The sequence below is a fragment of the Paenibacillus sp. PastM-3 genome (assembly GCF_029893965.1).
In the GTDB taxonomy this organism is placed as follows: domain Bacteria; phylum Bacillota; class Bacilli; order Paenibacillales; family Paenibacillaceae; genus Paenibacillus_AQ.
Map to the genome: position 1 here is coordinate 135,993 of NZ_JARXXP010000012.1, position 14,812 is coordinate 150,804.

Annotated in this window: 12 protein-coding genes; 8 read left to right on the top strand and 4 right to left on the bottom strand. The window is 51.6% G+C overall.

The genetic code is table 11. The features are described 5' to 3' along the window. Nucleotides 1-114 precede the first annotated feature (114 nt). The 3 genes from M2108_RS17875 to M2108_RS17885 are packed head-to-tail and all read right to left on the bottom strand — an operon-like array spanning nt 115 to nt 2,790. Nucleotides 115-1,680 (bottom strand): hypothetical protein, encoded by a 1,566-nt coding sequence (locus M2108_RS17875; protein ID WP_277470658.1) that lies wholly within the window; start codon nt 1,678-1,680, stop codon nt 115-117. Then, complete coding sequence (locus M2108_RS17880) at nt 1,677-2,408, bottom strand: ATP-binding cassette domain-containing protein (protein WP_277470657.1); 732 nt, start codon at nt 2,406-2,408, stop codon at nt 1,677-1,679. Before M2108_RS17880 ends, M2108_RS17875 begins: the two co-directional genes overlap by 4 nt. After that, entirely contained in the window at nt 2,398-2,790 is a 393-nt protein-coding gene (locus M2108_RS17885; protein ID WP_277470656.1) for a GntR family transcriptional regulator, read from the bottom strand. The genes M2108_RS17880 and M2108_RS17885 overlap by 11 nt, the downstream gene beginning before the upstream one ends. A gap of 229 nt (nt 2,791-3,019) precedes the next feature. On the opposite strand from M2108_RS17885, the gene M2108_RS17890 reads away from it, so the two are divergent. The 7 genes from M2108_RS17890 (at nt 3,020) to M2108_RS17920 (ending at nt 12,700) form a co-directional block, all read left to right on the top strand. Next, nucleotides 3,020-4,369 (top strand): TrkH family potassium uptake protein, encoded by a 1,350-nt coding sequence (locus M2108_RS17890; protein ID WP_481857213.1) that lies wholly within the window; start codon nt 3,020-3,022, stop codon nt 4,367-4,369. Nucleotides 4,370-4,381: 12 nt separating this feature from the next. Beyond that, nucleotides 4,382-5,053: a potassium channel family protein gene (locus tag M2108_RS17895; RefSeq protein WP_068726465.1), complete on the top strand. Its 672-nt coding sequence runs from the start codon at nt 4,382-4,384 to the stop codon at nt 5,051-5,053. Between the two features lie 408 nt (nt 5,054-5,461). After that, nucleotides 5,462-6,562, top strand: a complete 1,101-nt coding sequence (locus M2108_RS17900; protein ID WP_277470654.1) for a rhamnogalacturonan acetylesterase — start codon at nt 5,462-5,464, stop codon at nt 6,560-6,562. 45 nt (nt 6,563-6,607) lie between these two features. After that, entirely contained in the window at nt 6,608-8,875 is a 2,268-nt protein-coding gene (locus M2108_RS17905; protein WP_277470653.1) for a helix-turn-helix domain-containing protein, read from the top strand. Between the two features lie 247 nt (nt 8,876-9,122). Then, nucleotides 9,123-10,079 carry an ABC transporter permease gene (locus tag M2108_RS17910; protein WP_277470652.1) on the top strand — a complete coding sequence of 319 codons (957 nt, stop codon included), beginning with the start codon at nt 9,123-9,125 and terminating at the stop codon, nt 10,077-10,079. 14 nt (nt 10,080-10,093) lie between these two features. After that, entirely contained in the window at nt 10,094-10,993 is a 900-nt protein-coding gene (locus M2108_RS17915; protein WP_068726458.1) for a carbohydrate ABC transporter permease, read from the top strand. A 57-nt stretch (nt 10,994-11,050) separates the two neighbouring features. Beyond that, complete coding sequence (locus M2108_RS17920; RefSeq protein WP_277470651.1) at nt 11,051-12,700, top strand: type 2 periplasmic-binding domain-containing protein; 1,650 nt, start codon at nt 11,051-11,053, stop codon at nt 12,698-12,700. A gap of 96 nt (nt 12,701-12,796) precedes the next feature. On the opposite strand, the gene M2108_RS17925 is transcribed toward M2108_RS17920, so the two are convergent. Continuing rightward, nucleotides 12,797-13,696 (bottom strand): LysR family transcriptional regulator, encoded by a 900-nt coding sequence (locus M2108_RS17925; RefSeq protein ID WP_277470650.1) that lies wholly within the window; start codon nt 13,694-13,696, stop codon nt 12,797-12,799. Between the two features lie 433 nt (nt 13,697-14,129). On the opposite strand from M2108_RS17925, the gene M2108_RS17930 reads away from it, so the two are divergent. Then, the gene (locus M2108_RS17930; protein ID WP_277470649.1) at nt 14,130-14,795 is read left to right on the top strand and encodes a succinate dehydrogenase cytochrome b558 subunit; all 666 of its coding nucleotides are present in this window, start codon (nt 14,130-14,132) and stop codon (nt 14,793-14,795) included. Nucleotides 14,796-14,812 lie beyond the last annotated feature (17 nt).

The following is a 14,812-nucleotide window of genomic DNA, read 5'->3' on the forward strand; positions in this document are numbered from 1 at the left end:
TTGTAGTATGCATATCTGTTTCATTATACGGGACAGGCCAGGCAGTTACAAAAAATACCTGTGCTATAGAATGCCGGCGTATCTAACTTTACATTTACGTAAACGAGCCCCGGCTTATGCCTGCTTTTTCCCGGCAGGCCGGCTCAAGCTGAGGTGATAATATCTGGCGCCTGCCGGAATACAGCAAAGTGCTGCAGGCAATCCGATCAGAGCGATCCAGCCCAGAATACTCCAGTCGGGCAAAATCCCGGTGTGCAGTTCAGCAGGCAGCGAAAAGAATTTATTCAGGAAAACACCGCCCATAAGCCCTAATAAAGATACCGGGAACATTAGAATGCCCAGCACCGGTGCTTTCATCGTATAGTATTCCAGCTGCAGCAGACACAGCATGACAGTTAACGCCAATACATAAAACAGGAAGAAATATAGCAGCCAGATCAAGGTATGAGACCAGTCCTGCAGCCCGGTTTGGCCGGCAATCAGGGCGGCAACGCTGCCGGCAACGGCCGAGAGCAACAGGATACCCATAATCCGTATTGCAGTAGTCCATACCACGGCAACACCGCTTAGCAGCAGAGCCAGCCGGCTCTGCGGAAAGCTCAGCAGCCATGGTAATTGTTTGCGCTCGCTGCTGCTGCGCAGGAGAACCCAGACGCTGCTGAAGGTAATCACCAGCCCAAACAGTGATCTCATGAGGGACAGAACTACGGATTCCACATTTGAGGTTATGCCGAAGTAAGCACCGGCTGCTACCATGGGCGGAACAGCGAGCTTCAGGCTGAGTACAGCCGGATGCTTCTCTGTCCGGCGCGTCCGGCCGGCATAGAGCCGGTACAGCATCATGAATGTGGAGGTATCCTTCTGCAGACCGGCATTCCGGCTAATCCGGAGCGTCCCGGATCCGAAACGGCGTGAAGTGCCGGAAGGATTGGAAGAAGGGACTTCCTGCCCTTCCGCTCCCAGGCCTCTGGCGGCAACCAGCAGCATCAGCAGGTGGCCAAGCGGCCAGCCGGCAGCGGCTACTGCAAGTGAAGCATACAGCATAAAACCGGGTGAGCCGGGGGCTGCTGCCTGCGCACCGGAGTACCCGGTGCCATAAATGCCGTCAGCTATAAACGGTGACATCCATAATGCAGTGTACGGAATGAAGAGCAGCAACGCTAATTTGCCCGGATGAAGAAACAGGCTGATTGCGAGTCCGAATACCACGGCAAGCGGCAGAAAAATCAGAATGAACAGTGTATATGCCGCAACCAAATAGAGAAGTTCAGCCATGGATAACGGCGGATACCAGCCACTGCGGACAGAATGAAGATACAGCATAACGGCGGCGAGGAGAACCGCAAGCGTTAACTGAAGGCTATGTCCGAGCAGACTGATCATTTTGGCATACAGCAGCTTCAATCTGGAATGGGGAAAGGAGAGCATCCAGTCGCGGGAGCCAGCGTTCATAAAGCTCACTATACTGACTGCCGAAAGGGCTGTCACAGCTGACCATACCAGCAAAGCGGCATAGATGAAGGGGATGCGTTCCGATGATCTGGAGCCGGGAAGGTAGATGCCGATTAACACTGTACCAATGACCAGAATCAGGGCTGTAAGCAGCCTGGAATATTTACCAAGTCTTGAAAGGTTATAACGGCTGTACTCCAGCCGGACCAGCGTCTTCATCGCGCTCATACGAACACTTCCCTGTAATGAGATTCGACCGATTTCCCGGAGCAGCGCAGCCTATCTACATCTTCAATGCTGCGGATCGTTCCATCGCCGATCAGGATCAGCCGGTCGAACAGCAGTTCCATTTCCCGGATGTCGTGAGTGGCAATCAGAAAGGTCCGCCGGCCGTCAGCAAGCTCGCCGACTACAGCGGAAGCAATCCGTTCGCGGGAGAGAAGATCAACACCGGTGAACGGTTCGTCGAGGATAATCAGCGGTGCTTTACGTGACAGGCAGGTCAGCAGCTGCAGCCTGGCCTCCTCGCCGCGGGACAGTGAGGAGATGCCCGGCTCCATGGAGACACTGAGCTCTGCCTGCAGCTCCTGCGCCTTGACCGGGTCCCAGTCCGGATAGATTCCGGCGGCAAAATTCAGCCATTCCCTGACGCTCAGCCAGCCGGGCAGATTGCTGCGGTCCGGCAGAAGTGACAGCATGCCGAGCTGCTCAATGCCCGCCGGCTGGCCGAAAATCCGTGCAGAGCCGGTATCCGGGGCGGCCAGTCCAGCAATAATCCGCAGCAATGAGGATTTGCCGGCCCCGTTAGGGCCAAGCAGGCCGGTCAGGCTGCCCTGGGGAATATCGAAGCTGATGCCCTGGAGAATGCTCTTTTTTCTTCGCGTAAGCCCGATTCCCCGGCACTCTACCGCCGCAGGCCCTGCAGCCGTCTCCATACTGTAATGATTAGCTGTCATGTGAATCCTCCTTATCAAATTCCAGCAATTGCGCGGCCGTGAGGCCGAGCTTTCCGGCAGCCGCCTTAAATTCCTGGATTGCCTTGCGCATAATATCTTTACGTGCCTCGCCAATCACAGCTGCATCCCTGGTGACAAAGGTTCCCTGCCCGCGGTAGGTAACAATCAGGCCCATGCGCTCCAGCTCCTGATACGTTCTGGCTGCGGTGGTAGGGTTGACGCCCCTGCCTGCGGCAAGCTCTCTTACGGAGGGCAGCCGCGAGCCGGGCGGTATATGTCCGCTGACAATTCTTCCTTGTATAGCCCAGGCAAACTGTTCGTAGATTGGCAGTGAGGGGTTGATCTGAAACGGTTCCGGCAAAAGCTCAAAGGACTGATCCATGGAATACCCCTTCCTTCTCTGACTGATTCCTGAGGTCATGTGTATGGAGGATAACCATACACTTTGTAATCGAAGTGTACCACTACACACCATACAATTTCAAGCGAGATTAATCACATTGAAAAATCAAGCTTTGTGCTGTTGGACAATAACGTATATAATTTGTATGTTTATCGGATCACAAAACAATTATTATTGCTGTCATGAAGCAAGTGAAAGGATGAGCCGTTTGGCCTCGCCATTTACCGAATTCAGATTTTTCAAGCTGTCCCCGCCTCAGATTCTGGTGGGGGGATTTGCCGCAGTCATCCTGATTGGAACACTGCTTCTGATGCTGCCCTTTGCCAGTACATCCGGCCATTCCCTGAGATTTATAGATGCGCTGTTTACGGCAACCTCCGCAACCTGCGTAACCGGGCTGGTTGTAGTGGATACCGGCTCCCATTTCAGCCTTTTCGGCCAGATTGTTATTCTGGTGCTGATTCAGATCGGCGGTCTCGGCTTTATGACGATGGCTACTCTGTTCGCGCTGCTGCTCAGACGCAAAATCTCGCTGCGCGACCGGCTGATTCTCCAGGAGGCGATGAATCAGAGCTCAATGGAGGGAATTGTACGGCTGATCCGCAGGGTGCTTGTCTATTCACTCGTTATTGAAGCAGGCGGTGCGGTTCTGCTGGCGCTCCGCTGGGCGGCGGATATGCCGCTTGGCCGTGCGTTGTATTACGGTGTGTTTCATGCCGTTTCCATGTTCAACAACGCCGGATTCGATCTGTTCGGCGATTACCGCAGCCTGACCGCTTATGCCAGTGATTCTGTAGTGAATCTGGTTGTCATGCTGCTGATTGTATCAGGCGGTATCGGGTTCATTGTGATGGCCGATCTGATTGAATACCGCAAAAGCCGCCGGCTGCAACTGCACAGCAAGGTCGTTCTGTCGATGACAGGGGCGCTGATCCTTATCGGTGCAGCAGTGATTTTTGTGTTCGAGTTCACCAACACCCGTACACTCGGTCCTCTTAACTTCGGCGGCAAACTCTGGGCCTCATTCTTTCAGGCGGTAACACCGCGCACAGCCGGTCCCAATACGGTGGACATCGCCGGCATGCGTCAGGCCACACAGTTTTTTATCATCATCCTGATGTTTATCGGCGCCTCCCCGGGCTCGACCGGCGGAGGGATCAAGACGACTACCTTTACGCTGATGATCGGGGCAGTTGTCTCCATGCTGCGTGGACGGGAAGATATTGTGCTGTTCCGTTACCGGCTTGCCCAGGAGCGGGTATTTAAGGCGCTGACGATTACGCTGCTCGCCCTGCTGCTGATTGTCACTGTGTCGATGGTACTCTCAACTACAGAAGGGCGCCCGTTCCTGATGATTCTGTTTGAGACGACATCGGCGTTTGCGACCGTCGGGCTGACGATGGGGCTGACACCGGAGCTGTCTGATGCCGGGAAAATACTGCTCTGCCTGACGATGTTTGCCGGAAGGCTTGGTCTTTTGACACTGGCCTATGCACTCGGTCCGAAACAGGGTAAACCATTGTATAAGTATCCGGAAGGTAAAATGATCATTGGATAAGGGGTAAAAGTGATGTTAAAAGCACAGCAGTTTGTTGTGATTGGCCTCGGCCGTTTCGGCTCCAGTCTGGCGCTTGAGCTGATGGCTATGGGCTATGAGGTGCTCGGAATCGACCATCTGGAAGATCGTGTAGAGGAAATGAACGGGCAGCTGACCCATGCGGTCATGGCGGATGCAACGGATGAAGGTATCATGCGTTCTTTGGGTGTGCGCAATTTCGATTGCGGGATTGTTGCCATCGGGGACAATATGGAGCGGAGTATTTTGACGGCAATTCTGCTGAAGGAATTGGGAGTAAAGCAAGTGGTTGCTAAGGCGATTACGATCCTCCATGGACGCGCGTTATCCAAGCTTGGCGTGGACCGGGTTATTTTTCCGGAAAGGGATATGGGTATCCGTGTAGCGCATCAGCTGGTTACTCCCCATCTGCTGGATTATATCGAGATTTCCAAGGACTACAAAATCGTCGAGCTGACCGTTCCCTCCTGTATGGACGGAAAAAGCCTCTCTGAGCTGAACACCCGCGCCAAGTACGGCTGCAGCATTATCGCCCTCAACCGCAAAGACGGAATTATCGTTGCCCCTACGGCCCATGATTATGTAAGCCAGGGAGATATTATGGTTGTCATCGGCTCCAATGAGAGTATCGAGGAGTTTGAAGATGGGGCGGTTAACGCGGACTAAAAGAAGGATAGAACAATAGCGAGGTTATTGTATATACTGTAAGCCCGGACGGGAGTCCGGGCCTTTTTATTTTACCGGCCAATTATTAATGGCTTCGAATACCGGCGAATAGGCAGATTTGATAGTAGTGCTGTTGACCTTGTCATTGTAGAGTCCGGTGGCCCAGATCTGGGCTTTGCCTTATAATATCTATTATTTCGGAGGATGTCCGTTTCCAACATATTAACAATTTTATAATTGGTATTTATTTGTTTTTACAAAATTTTTTTGGGAAAATTCACTGAAGATATATATTAACTGATTCTTGTAATGTTAAAATAACTGTAAGCTTGCCAATGTTTAACGGTTTCCACAATATAACTTGTAAGCGTTTAAAATTTCATCTAAATTAAAGTAGGGGGATGCAACATGAGCTTGCGTTTTGATTTTGGACCTGCCGGAGCAGCAGAAGGATACACCAAAGTATCGTCTGCAGACAGATATGATGCCGGTAAAGGATATGGTTTTACAGAGGTATCACAGGTAACGGAGCATGTCCGGGGAGAGGAGCCGCTTGCCGGGGATTTTGTTATACCTTTTAACACGGCTTTTGTTGCGGATGTGGAGGACGGGAACTATATTGTCTCTATTCTTACAGGGGATGAAGCCGCACCGTCCTGCACCACACTGAAGACCAACGGGGAAAGGCTGATTCTTAACAATTACCGGACGGTAACCGGCCAGGTCTCCCGTGAGCTGTTCGGCGTGAACGTGCGCGGCGGCCAGCTGAGGCTCCGATTCGGTGGGGTTGCCCCGCGGATTAATGCGCTGGAAATCACGAAGACGAGCGAACAGATTACGGTGTATCTGGCCGGTGATTCAACAGTAACGGATGTCGGCGATGAAAAAGGATTCCCGTTCTCGGGCTGGGGGCAGATGCTCCAATACTTTTTCAAGCATGATGTCGCGGTTGCTAATCATGCTGTGGGAGGCCGCAGCTCCAAAAGCTTCATCGGGGAAAACCGGCTTCAGCCGATTCTGGACGAGATCAAGGAAGGCGATTATTTATTCATCCAGTTCGGCCATAACGACCAGAAATGGGATGAGGCCCGCCATACGGATCCGCTCACAACCTATCCGGAGCATCTGCGCCGGTATATTGAAGGTGCGCGAGCCAAGCAGGCGATCCCTGTGCTGGTCACTTCTGTGCACCGCCGGTATTTCGATGCTGCAGGCAAGCTGACAGACACACACGGAGCCTATCTGGAAGCCGTAAGAAAGCTGGCTGAAGAGGAAGAGGTTCCGCTGATTGACCTGGCCGAGAAGAGCAGACGCCTGTTTGAAGAGGCTGGACCGGAAGCAACCAAGTCGATTTTTCTGTGGGGAGCGCCCGGGGAATGGATGAACCATCCCGGGGGTACCGTTGACAATACACATTTCCAGGAGCGCGGCAGCCTGCGCATAGCTGAACTGGTGGTTCAGGGAATAAGGGAGCTTGGACTGCAAAAGCTCATTATGTTCCTCAGATAGCTGCTGTGATCATCTGCAGGGATTAGAGATTAAGGGGGGCACACTATGAAAAAAATACCGATGATGCTGCAGCTAGCGTTAATTCTGTTCTGTATCATGGCTATTCCGACGGCCGTCCTTACCTGGTACAGCGGATCGCAGATTATTGAAAACTCAGAGGCAGCCATCGGGGAATCAACGCTTGCCGGACTTAATGCCAACCGCAAGCTGAATGAAAATGCACTGGCCAACCTGGCACAGGACACGTCACGTCTGGCGGCGACGAGTGTTTTTGACGGAATACGCAGCTTCGAGACGTACGACGAAATCAATTCCAGCTTTAATAATTACAGCCGCGGCAAGGCTGTAACAAACGAACTGCTCAATCTGAACCGCCGGGTAGACGGCGTAGCTTCTTCTTACTTTTATCTGGACGGCTCAGATTATGTAGTCTCTACGGACAAAAGTGTGACCAAGCTGGAGCGCTATGAACCGATGGATTGGGTGACCGCGGCCCTGGAGAATCAGCGGGGAATCAGCGGCGTATGGGTGCCCCGCAAGCTGGATACCGGCGAAAATGTCGTCTCCTATGTATATCCGCTTAATCGGCTGTCCTCCAACACACATGGAATCATCGTAGTGAATATGAAGGAAAGCCAGATTTTCAAATACCTGAATGCCACAGAGGTCGGTAACAGCAATAATCTGCTGCTGGACTCTGATGGCAGGGTGATTTCCTTCAATGACAAATCGCTGCTGCTGTCAGACGGTTATGAGCTGCCGTTTCTGGGTGAATTGCTGAAGCAGAATATAAATGAAGGCTACGCGTTCCGTGAACTGGACGGCAAGCGGATGGTGTATGCCTGGACCCGTTCGGCGTTATCCGGATGGTGGAACGTCAGCTGGAGCTCGCTGGATGAGATGATGGCCGATTCCCGGGAGATGCAGGGAAATATTATTCTGCTTACCGGTGCTATTATTTTGCTTGGAACCTTATTGGCTATCTTTTTTGCCACCTGGCTGTCCAGACCCCTCCGGCAGCTGGTGCGGACCATACGTTCCAAAAGCGATTTGAACGTGGCAGGCAAAAATGAGCTGGCCTTCCTGGACATGGCCTTTAAACGGATGCAGGAGGAGGAGGAGAGCCTGTTCCAGCTGCTGCAGGAGCGTGAGCAGGATACCCGGAGTCTTGCAGTTCACCGTCTGCTGCGCGGCGAAATTCCGCCGCGGATTAACGAAATTTTTCCTGAAGCTTACTACCGGGTAGTTGTTGTCTCGATCGACCGTTACAGGGTGTATGTCGGCAATACCAATGTGGAGACCCGCAGCTATCACCGTTATCTGCTCAATACAAAGTATGAGAGTCTGTTTCCGGAGCGTATTCTGGCCAGTTCTGTATACCATAACGACGGCTGTATGGTGATCGTGATGAATTTTGCGCCGGATGAGGATGGAACGGGCAGAGAACAGATCCAGCAGGTGCTGGAAACGATCCGGGACGAATCGCTTGCGCTGCTGGAGCATACTGTCACGATCGGGGTAAGCGATGTGGCGGATGCGCCTGAAATGGTGGCCGAGCGGCTGTTTGAGGCAATGGAGCTGATCAAGCAGCGGATGATCAACGGGTCTGGAAGCATTATGTACTGGGAGGATGAGGAGGAGCACAGCCGCAAATATATCGACTTTGACTGCAGTGAGCGGCGGATTCTCAATTTCCTGGATGCCGGCAACCTGGACGGGATCTTTAAGGAGCTGCAGACGATCCGCAGCCAGATCAGCGCAGAAGAGAATATTTCGTACGATAATATTATGTTCATCTATCACCAGCTGATGGGAGCGACGATCAAGCATCTGCGCGAGAATCATATCGGTACCGGAAGAATGATTGTGGGGAAGGGGAACATCTATAGCATTCTGGCTGCGATGGATACACTGGAGGAACTGGAAGAGTACCTGCATGAAATGTTCCGCGAAATCGTTCAGAGCCTCGACCACAGCCCGGGCGAAACGAATCACGGGGAACGGATCGTTCAATATTTGAAGGAGCATTACCGTGAAGAAATTGTTTTCGAGGATATGGCAAAAGAAATCGGAATCAGCTACTCCTATATGCGCAAGATTGTGTATGAGCAGACCGGTAAAAGCATGATCGATTTCCTGAACCAGCTCCGCATCGAGAAGGCCAAGGAGCTGCTGCTGGATACCGACCTGACCATTAAACAGATTGCCGCAGAGGTAGGATACTATAATCTGCAGAGCTTTAACCGCTTTTTCCGTAAATATGAAGGTATGCCGCCGAGCAGCTACAAGTCGGCCAAGAGCAAGGGCTCCTAGGAGCCCTCTCGGGGCCGGCAGCCGGCGGTTTTATTTGTTTACCTGTTAATGAAAGCGTTTTATTTTTGGGAATGCCTATCATATTTGATTATGAACAAGCTGTAAAAGCCGATAATACCGCGCTCTAATCAAATTTGATGGGGATCATCAATACTCATGATTTTCAAAACCGGATAATCGGGATACATTGGATTCACGCCGGATCACACAGCCGGCCACAAGATAAAATGTTGCAGGGGGTGAGACTTTGAAAGCTGCAAGCGCTTCACAAACCAATCAGGCCCTTTTATTAAGAAAAAAATACGGGCCGCTCTATTACTTACGCCGTGACTGGCAGCTGTATCTGCTGGTATTATTTCCGCTAGCTTTTGTAATCGTTTTCAAATACATGCCGATGACCGGGCTTGTAATCGCTTTTAAAGACTACAAAATTGCCAGAGGCTTCTGGGGCAGTGAATGGGCAGGGTTTGAAATCTTCCAGCAGATCTTCTCCAAGCCTGACTTCACACGGGCTGTGCGCAATACGCTGCTGCTCAATGTGCTTGACCTTGTATTCAGCTTCACGATGCCGATCATTCTGGCGCTGATGCTGAACGAGGTAAAGAGCATCAGGTTTAAAAGGGTAAACCAGACGCTGCTGTATCTGCCGCACTTTCTGTCCTGGGTTATTATCGGAGCGATTGCGTACCAGTTGCTCAGCGAAGGAAGCGGTGCCGTCAATAATGTCATTGAATTGATGGGCGGGACCCGCGTGCCGTTCCTGCAGGAGGATACGAACTGGCTGGTCAGCTATCTGGCCATCGGAGTATGGCACAGCATGGGCTGGGGAACGATCATCTATCTGGCCGCAATCAGCGGCATCAATCCGGAAATGTATGAGGCGGCAACCGTGGACGGGGCCGGACGCTGGAGAAAGGTATGGAATATTACGCTTCCTTCCATCCGGGCTACGATTGTAACGCTGCTGATCATGAGTCTGGGGAAAGTGATGGACGGCTCGTTCGAACGGATCTGGTCCCTGCAGAATAAGGCGACTACTGAATTCACGACCACCATACCTGTTCTAGTATACCGTTGGGGGATTGAATCGGGTAACTTCAGCCGGGCGACGGCAATCGGGCTGTTCCAGTCCGTCATCGGGATTATTCTGGTCATATCAGCTGACCGCCTGGCCAAAAAGCTTGGCGAGGACGGAATACTATAGAAAGGAGAGGAACCATGAAAGCATCAACCGTAACTCCTGCCGCAACCGGCAAATGGCGTATAGATATCTATGATCTGCTGATCAAATTCGGGCTGATCGTTGCTTCGCTGGTGTGTCTGCTGCCGTTCGTGCATGTGGCCTCCAAATCCCTTAGTTCAGATTCCTACGTTATAGCCAATAAGGTTTTTCTGTGGCCTAAAGGCTTTACCCTGGAAGCTTACAGCAAAATTTTTGCCGATGCCAGTATCCTCCGGTCCTTGTACATCTCGGTTATCGTAACCGTACTGTTCACGATTCTGGGAATGATCCTGACTATCTGCGCAGCTTATCCGCTGTCCAGAGCCCAGTTCAAGGGCCGCCGGGTCATTACCTTCATCTTCCTGTTCACGATGTATTTCAGCGGTGGGATTATTCCGGATTACATGAACATCAATAATCTGGGACTGATGGATACGATCTGGTCACTGGTTTTGCCGCTATCCTTCAGTGCATTTAACCTGCTGATCATGAAAACCTCTCTGACGAGCAGTATTCCGGTCAGCCTGGAGGAATCTGCACGGATTGACGGTGCCGGACATTTCCGGATTCTCTGGAACATTGTTATTCCGCTTTCCAAGCCGATTATCGCGACCCTGTCACTCTTTTATGCGGTTGGACGCTGGAACGCCTATCAGGACGCCTTGTTCTATATCAAGCATGCGACCGATCTGCGGCCGCTGCAGCTCAAGCTGTATTATCTGGTCATTCAGGCCAGTGAGAGCTTCCAGCTCGAAGCCACTACGGTCACGCTGAGTAATCCTGAAGTTCTGAAAGCCTCAGTCGTTGTGTTTGCTACTTTGCCTATTCTCTGCATCTATCCCTTTGTCCAGAAATACTTTGTACAGGGTGTAATGCTCGGAGCAGTCAAAGAGTAATTATATGTTTCACAGCAGTACTACTTCAATACGAAAACTATAATTGGGGGAATTGCGATGAACAAAAAAGGGTATGTATCATTATTGATGGCCTCGGTCATGACGGCCGGCATGCTGGCCGGATGCTCCGGCAACAACAATAAACAGAATGCCGCAGCCACTAACAGCCCTGCAGAGACAGCGGCAGCTACAAACGCTGCTGCCGAAGGGAAGTACCCGGATTATTCACAAGGCTTCAAAGACAAGGTTACCCTTGATATCCCGGTCTATGAGCGTGCCTTCGAAGGCTGGAATGTAACCGACAACTATTACACCCGCTGGGTGCAAAAGGAATTCGGCGACAAGTACAACATCGACGTTAACTACATTCCGATTACCCGCAAGAGCGAAGTTATCGATTATGAACAGCTGCTGGCGTCACACAAAGCTCCGGATATTATTTTCCACTACGATATGCCGCAAGCGCTTACTTACTACGGTGAAGATGTTATGCAGGAGCTGGACTGGGCTGAAATTGAAAACTATGCCCCGACTTACTGGTCTAGCATGGGTGAGACCATCAAGCAGTACGGTATTGTTGACGACAAAAACATCTTCTTCTATGCAGCCCGTCCTGAAGCCGATAACTTCACTACTATCATCCGTAAGGACTGGGTAGAGAAGGTGGGTATGAAGGTTGAGGATCTGACCTCCCTTGAGAAGTACAATGAGATGCTCGTGAAATGGAAGGAAGCCGGACTCGGTGTAACCGGAGGCAGCCTGACTGCCAACAGCTTCAACTATAACTATGCCTTCCGTGACTGGCCGATTGATGCAAACTATCGTGCGCTGTATTCCGACCTGAGCGTAGCTGACTTCACTACTAAGGAAACAGAGTTATGGCTGCGTAATCTGAACTATCAATACAATAACGGACTCATTGATAAAGAATTCTATCTGCGCACTGACGAGCAGAAAATCAAATCGGAATTCGTTTCCGGCAAAACAGGAACCTTCGGCCTCTATCTGACCAACAATACGGATGTCATTAGTGCCACACTGGCGAACAACCCGGATGCGGAATTTGCGATCGTGCCTCCTTACGCTGGTGTTCCGGAAGGCAAGCAACCGCAAGGGCGTGCCTACTGGCCATTCGGCTTCATCATGGGGATCAACTATGAAACTACCGACGAAGAACGCGCTGCAGTCTGGATGTACCTGGAATGGCTGAGCCAACCGGAGAACCTGTTCAAGTTCCAGAATGGTGTTGAAGGCGAGAACTACACGCTTGATGCAGAAGGTATTGCAGTTAAGAATCCGGATTTCAAAGGTGAGTCTGTACTGTCCCAGAACAATAACAAAGACTACTGGGGTCTTGTAACAGAAATCGCCCAGTATCCTGATCCTGAGAAAACACTCAAAGCGAACCTGCGCAACTGGGCACCTGCCGGCTATGAATATCTGGCTGATGATCTGGTGAAATACTATAATGAAGTAGCTGAATTCCGTACACCGGATGCTATGTTCACTACTGTACTGGAGAAAGTTAATGAATACAAAGCAGACCTTAATACTCTCTTCCAGGAGCTGTATGTGAAGATTGTACTGGCTCCGGAAGCTGAATTTGACGCCAACTATGAAGCAGCGAAGAAGACCTACCTGGATGCAGGCTACCAGGAAATCCTCGACGAGAAGCAAAAGGCAATTGATGCAGGCCAGTTCCGTTAATCCGGGAGCACCCCTGTATAACTGAACAGCGCCACAGTTAAACCGTCCCCGGCGGGCCGATCCATAGCGATATGGAGGCCTGCCGGGGATTTGTTGTTATTCGCGGCCGGCGAGGAACACTTCCTCTGTAACCTGTACCAGGCAGCGGGCAGCTGTGCTCAGCCCGCCGCTGCTCGGATAGATCAGGCAGGTAGTGCGCTGGGTCTGCTCCAGCTCTTTAATGTGCAGGGAGACCAGTCCGCCGCCGTTCAGCAGCTCCGGGCGCAGATAGGACTTGGGCAGGAGCGCGGCGGCCTTGATCGTCGGCAGCAGCCGGACGATCGCCTCGAAGGAGTCAATCTCCATCCGCACATCAGGATCGGTCCCGCAGCGCTGGAACAGCTCGTCGGTCATACGGCGGTACCAGGTGCCCTTGGAGAAGAGAATCATCGGCAGCCGGCTGAGATCATCCATCGTCAGCTTGGCGTTCAGGGTCAGCGGATGATGCTCGGAGACAACGAGCCGGAGCTGGTCCTCAAACAGCGGGATGCAGCGCAGGCCCGGCTCCTGGATGGAGGAGGCGACAATGCCGACATCGCTCCGGCCTTCGCTGACCGAGGAGACGATCTCATGCGTCCGGCCGGTGATCAGCTTCAGCTCGGCAGCCGGATATTTCTCCATGTAGGCGTTAACAAGCGGCGGCAGCGTTGTCTGCAGGGTGGTAAGGCTGGCCCCCAGGGTGACGAGCTGCGGCTCGCCTTCTTTGAATTTGGACAGGGCTTCAAGAAATTTGGAACGCTGCTGGCGCTGTTCAAGCGCATAAGTATAAGTAAGTCGTCCCACCTCAGTCAGCTCCAGCCGTTTGCCAAACCGGTTGAACAGGGTAACGCCGAGGCGTTCCTCCAGCTTGGAAATTTTGCGGGACAGGGCAGGCTGGGACAGATTGAGCTGGCGCGAGGCCCGGTTGAGGCTAGAATGCTCTACAACCGCGGCAAAAATGTCCAAATCATCGAACATAAGGGTTCTCCTTTGACCAATCTAGGGTAATGCTGATACTGTACGCTCATTGTCTATGGATGAAAGTGACAATACTCATAGCATAGCTGCCATTAAAAGCTTGTCCTGAATAGCAAAAAGGCAGTATACCCGGGAAATTCCTGCGCTAAATGAGAATTATTATCATATTAAAAATATTCTTATGCAAATATAGTATAACGATTAATAATTAGATTGCAATTCCCTTATAAGAGAAAAAAGAGTAACATAAAAAGTGACACAAGATATTCACATATTGTGAATGTTAGAGCAAAGTCCGGGAAAACAATGGATAGCGGTGAAAATAGATGTCTGGTGAGCTGACGAGGCCTTTCTTCCCCTGTTTCAACTGTACTCCCGGCGGTGTATGCTCATTAATGAAAACGCTGTTTTAATCGGAAAGGGGACACTTTGCATGAGAGGATTTTATTCCAGAAAGATTCATTCCTTGCTCGGCGTTATCCCGCTCGGATTCTTCTTCATTGAACACATGATGACGAATTTCGCGGCAGTAGAGGGTGGCGCTTCAGGCTTCACCGACAGTGTGCTATGGCTGAACAGCCTGCCGCTTGTCTTCTTCCTGGAATTGTTCGGGATCTGGCTTCCGCTGCTGTATCACGGGGTCTACGGATTGTATATCGCATACCAGTCCAAGCCGAACCTGAGCCGCTTTAACCTGGAAAGAAACTGGCGCTATACCCTGCAGCGGATCAGCGGCGTCATTACCTTTGTCTTCATTGTCTGGCATATGTTCGAGACGCGTTTTCAGGTTGCCGTAGGCAATGTTGAACACGAGGAGCTTGGCGGCGTCATGCATGATATCGTGACCCAGCCGCTGATGCTGGCGATTTATGTGATCGCTATTATTGCAGCCTGCTTCCACTTCTCCAACGGCCTGTGGTCCTTCCTCATCAGCTGGGGAATTACCGTCGGCCCGCGCTCGCAAAGAGTGTCCTCAATACTCTGTCTCGGTCTTTTCGTCATCGTAACCTTTATGTTCCTGATCTCGCTGTTCACGTTCCGTGACAGTGAATTCCAGACTGCGGCCAGTGCCGCACAGCATCTCCGCACCCTGCTGTAAGCGGCGATGTCTGTTTC

What these genes read in the sequence shown, in the direction of transcription:
- M2108_RS17875 (WP_277470658.1), bottom strand. Translation starts at nt 1,680, where the DNA reads ATGAGCGCGATGAAGACGCTGGTCCGGCTGGAGTACAGCCGTTATAAC.
- M2108_RS17880 (WP_277470657.1), bottom strand. Translation starts at nt 2,408, where the DNA reads ATGACAGCTAATCATTACAGTATGGAGACGGCTGCAGGGCCTGCGGCG.
- M2108_RS17885 (WP_277470656.1), bottom strand. Translation starts at nt 2,790, where the DNA reads ATGGATCAGTCCTTTGAGCTTTTGCCGGAACCGTTTCAGATCAACCCC.
- M2108_RS17895 (WP_068726465.1), top strand. Translation starts at nt 4,382, where the DNA reads ATGTTAAAAGCACAGCAGTTTGTTGTGATTGGCCTCGGCCGTTTCGGC.
- M2108_RS17900 (WP_277470654.1), top strand. Translation starts at nt 5,462, where the DNA reads ATGAGCTTGCGTTTTGATTTTGGACCTGCCGGAGCAGCAGAAGGATAC.
- M2108_RS17905 (WP_277470653.1), top strand. Translation starts at nt 6,608, where the DNA reads ATGAAAAAAATACCGATGATGCTGCAGCTAGCGTTAATTCTGTTCTGT.
- M2108_RS17915 (WP_068726458.1), top strand. Translation starts at nt 10,094, where the DNA reads ATGAAAGCATCAACCGTAACTCCTGCCGCAACCGGCAAATGGCGTATA.
- M2108_RS17920 (WP_277470651.1), top strand. Translation starts at nt 11,051, where the DNA reads ATGAACAAAAAAGGGTATGTATCATTATTGATGGCCTCGGTCATGACG.
- M2108_RS17925 (WP_277470650.1), bottom strand. Translation starts at nt 13,696, where the DNA reads ATGTTCGATGATTTGGACATTTTTGCCGCGGTTGTAGAGCATTCTAGC.
- M2108_RS17930 (WP_277470649.1), top strand. Translation starts at nt 14,130, where the DNA reads ATGAGAGGATTTTATTCCAGAAAGATTCATTCCTTGCTCGGCGTTATC.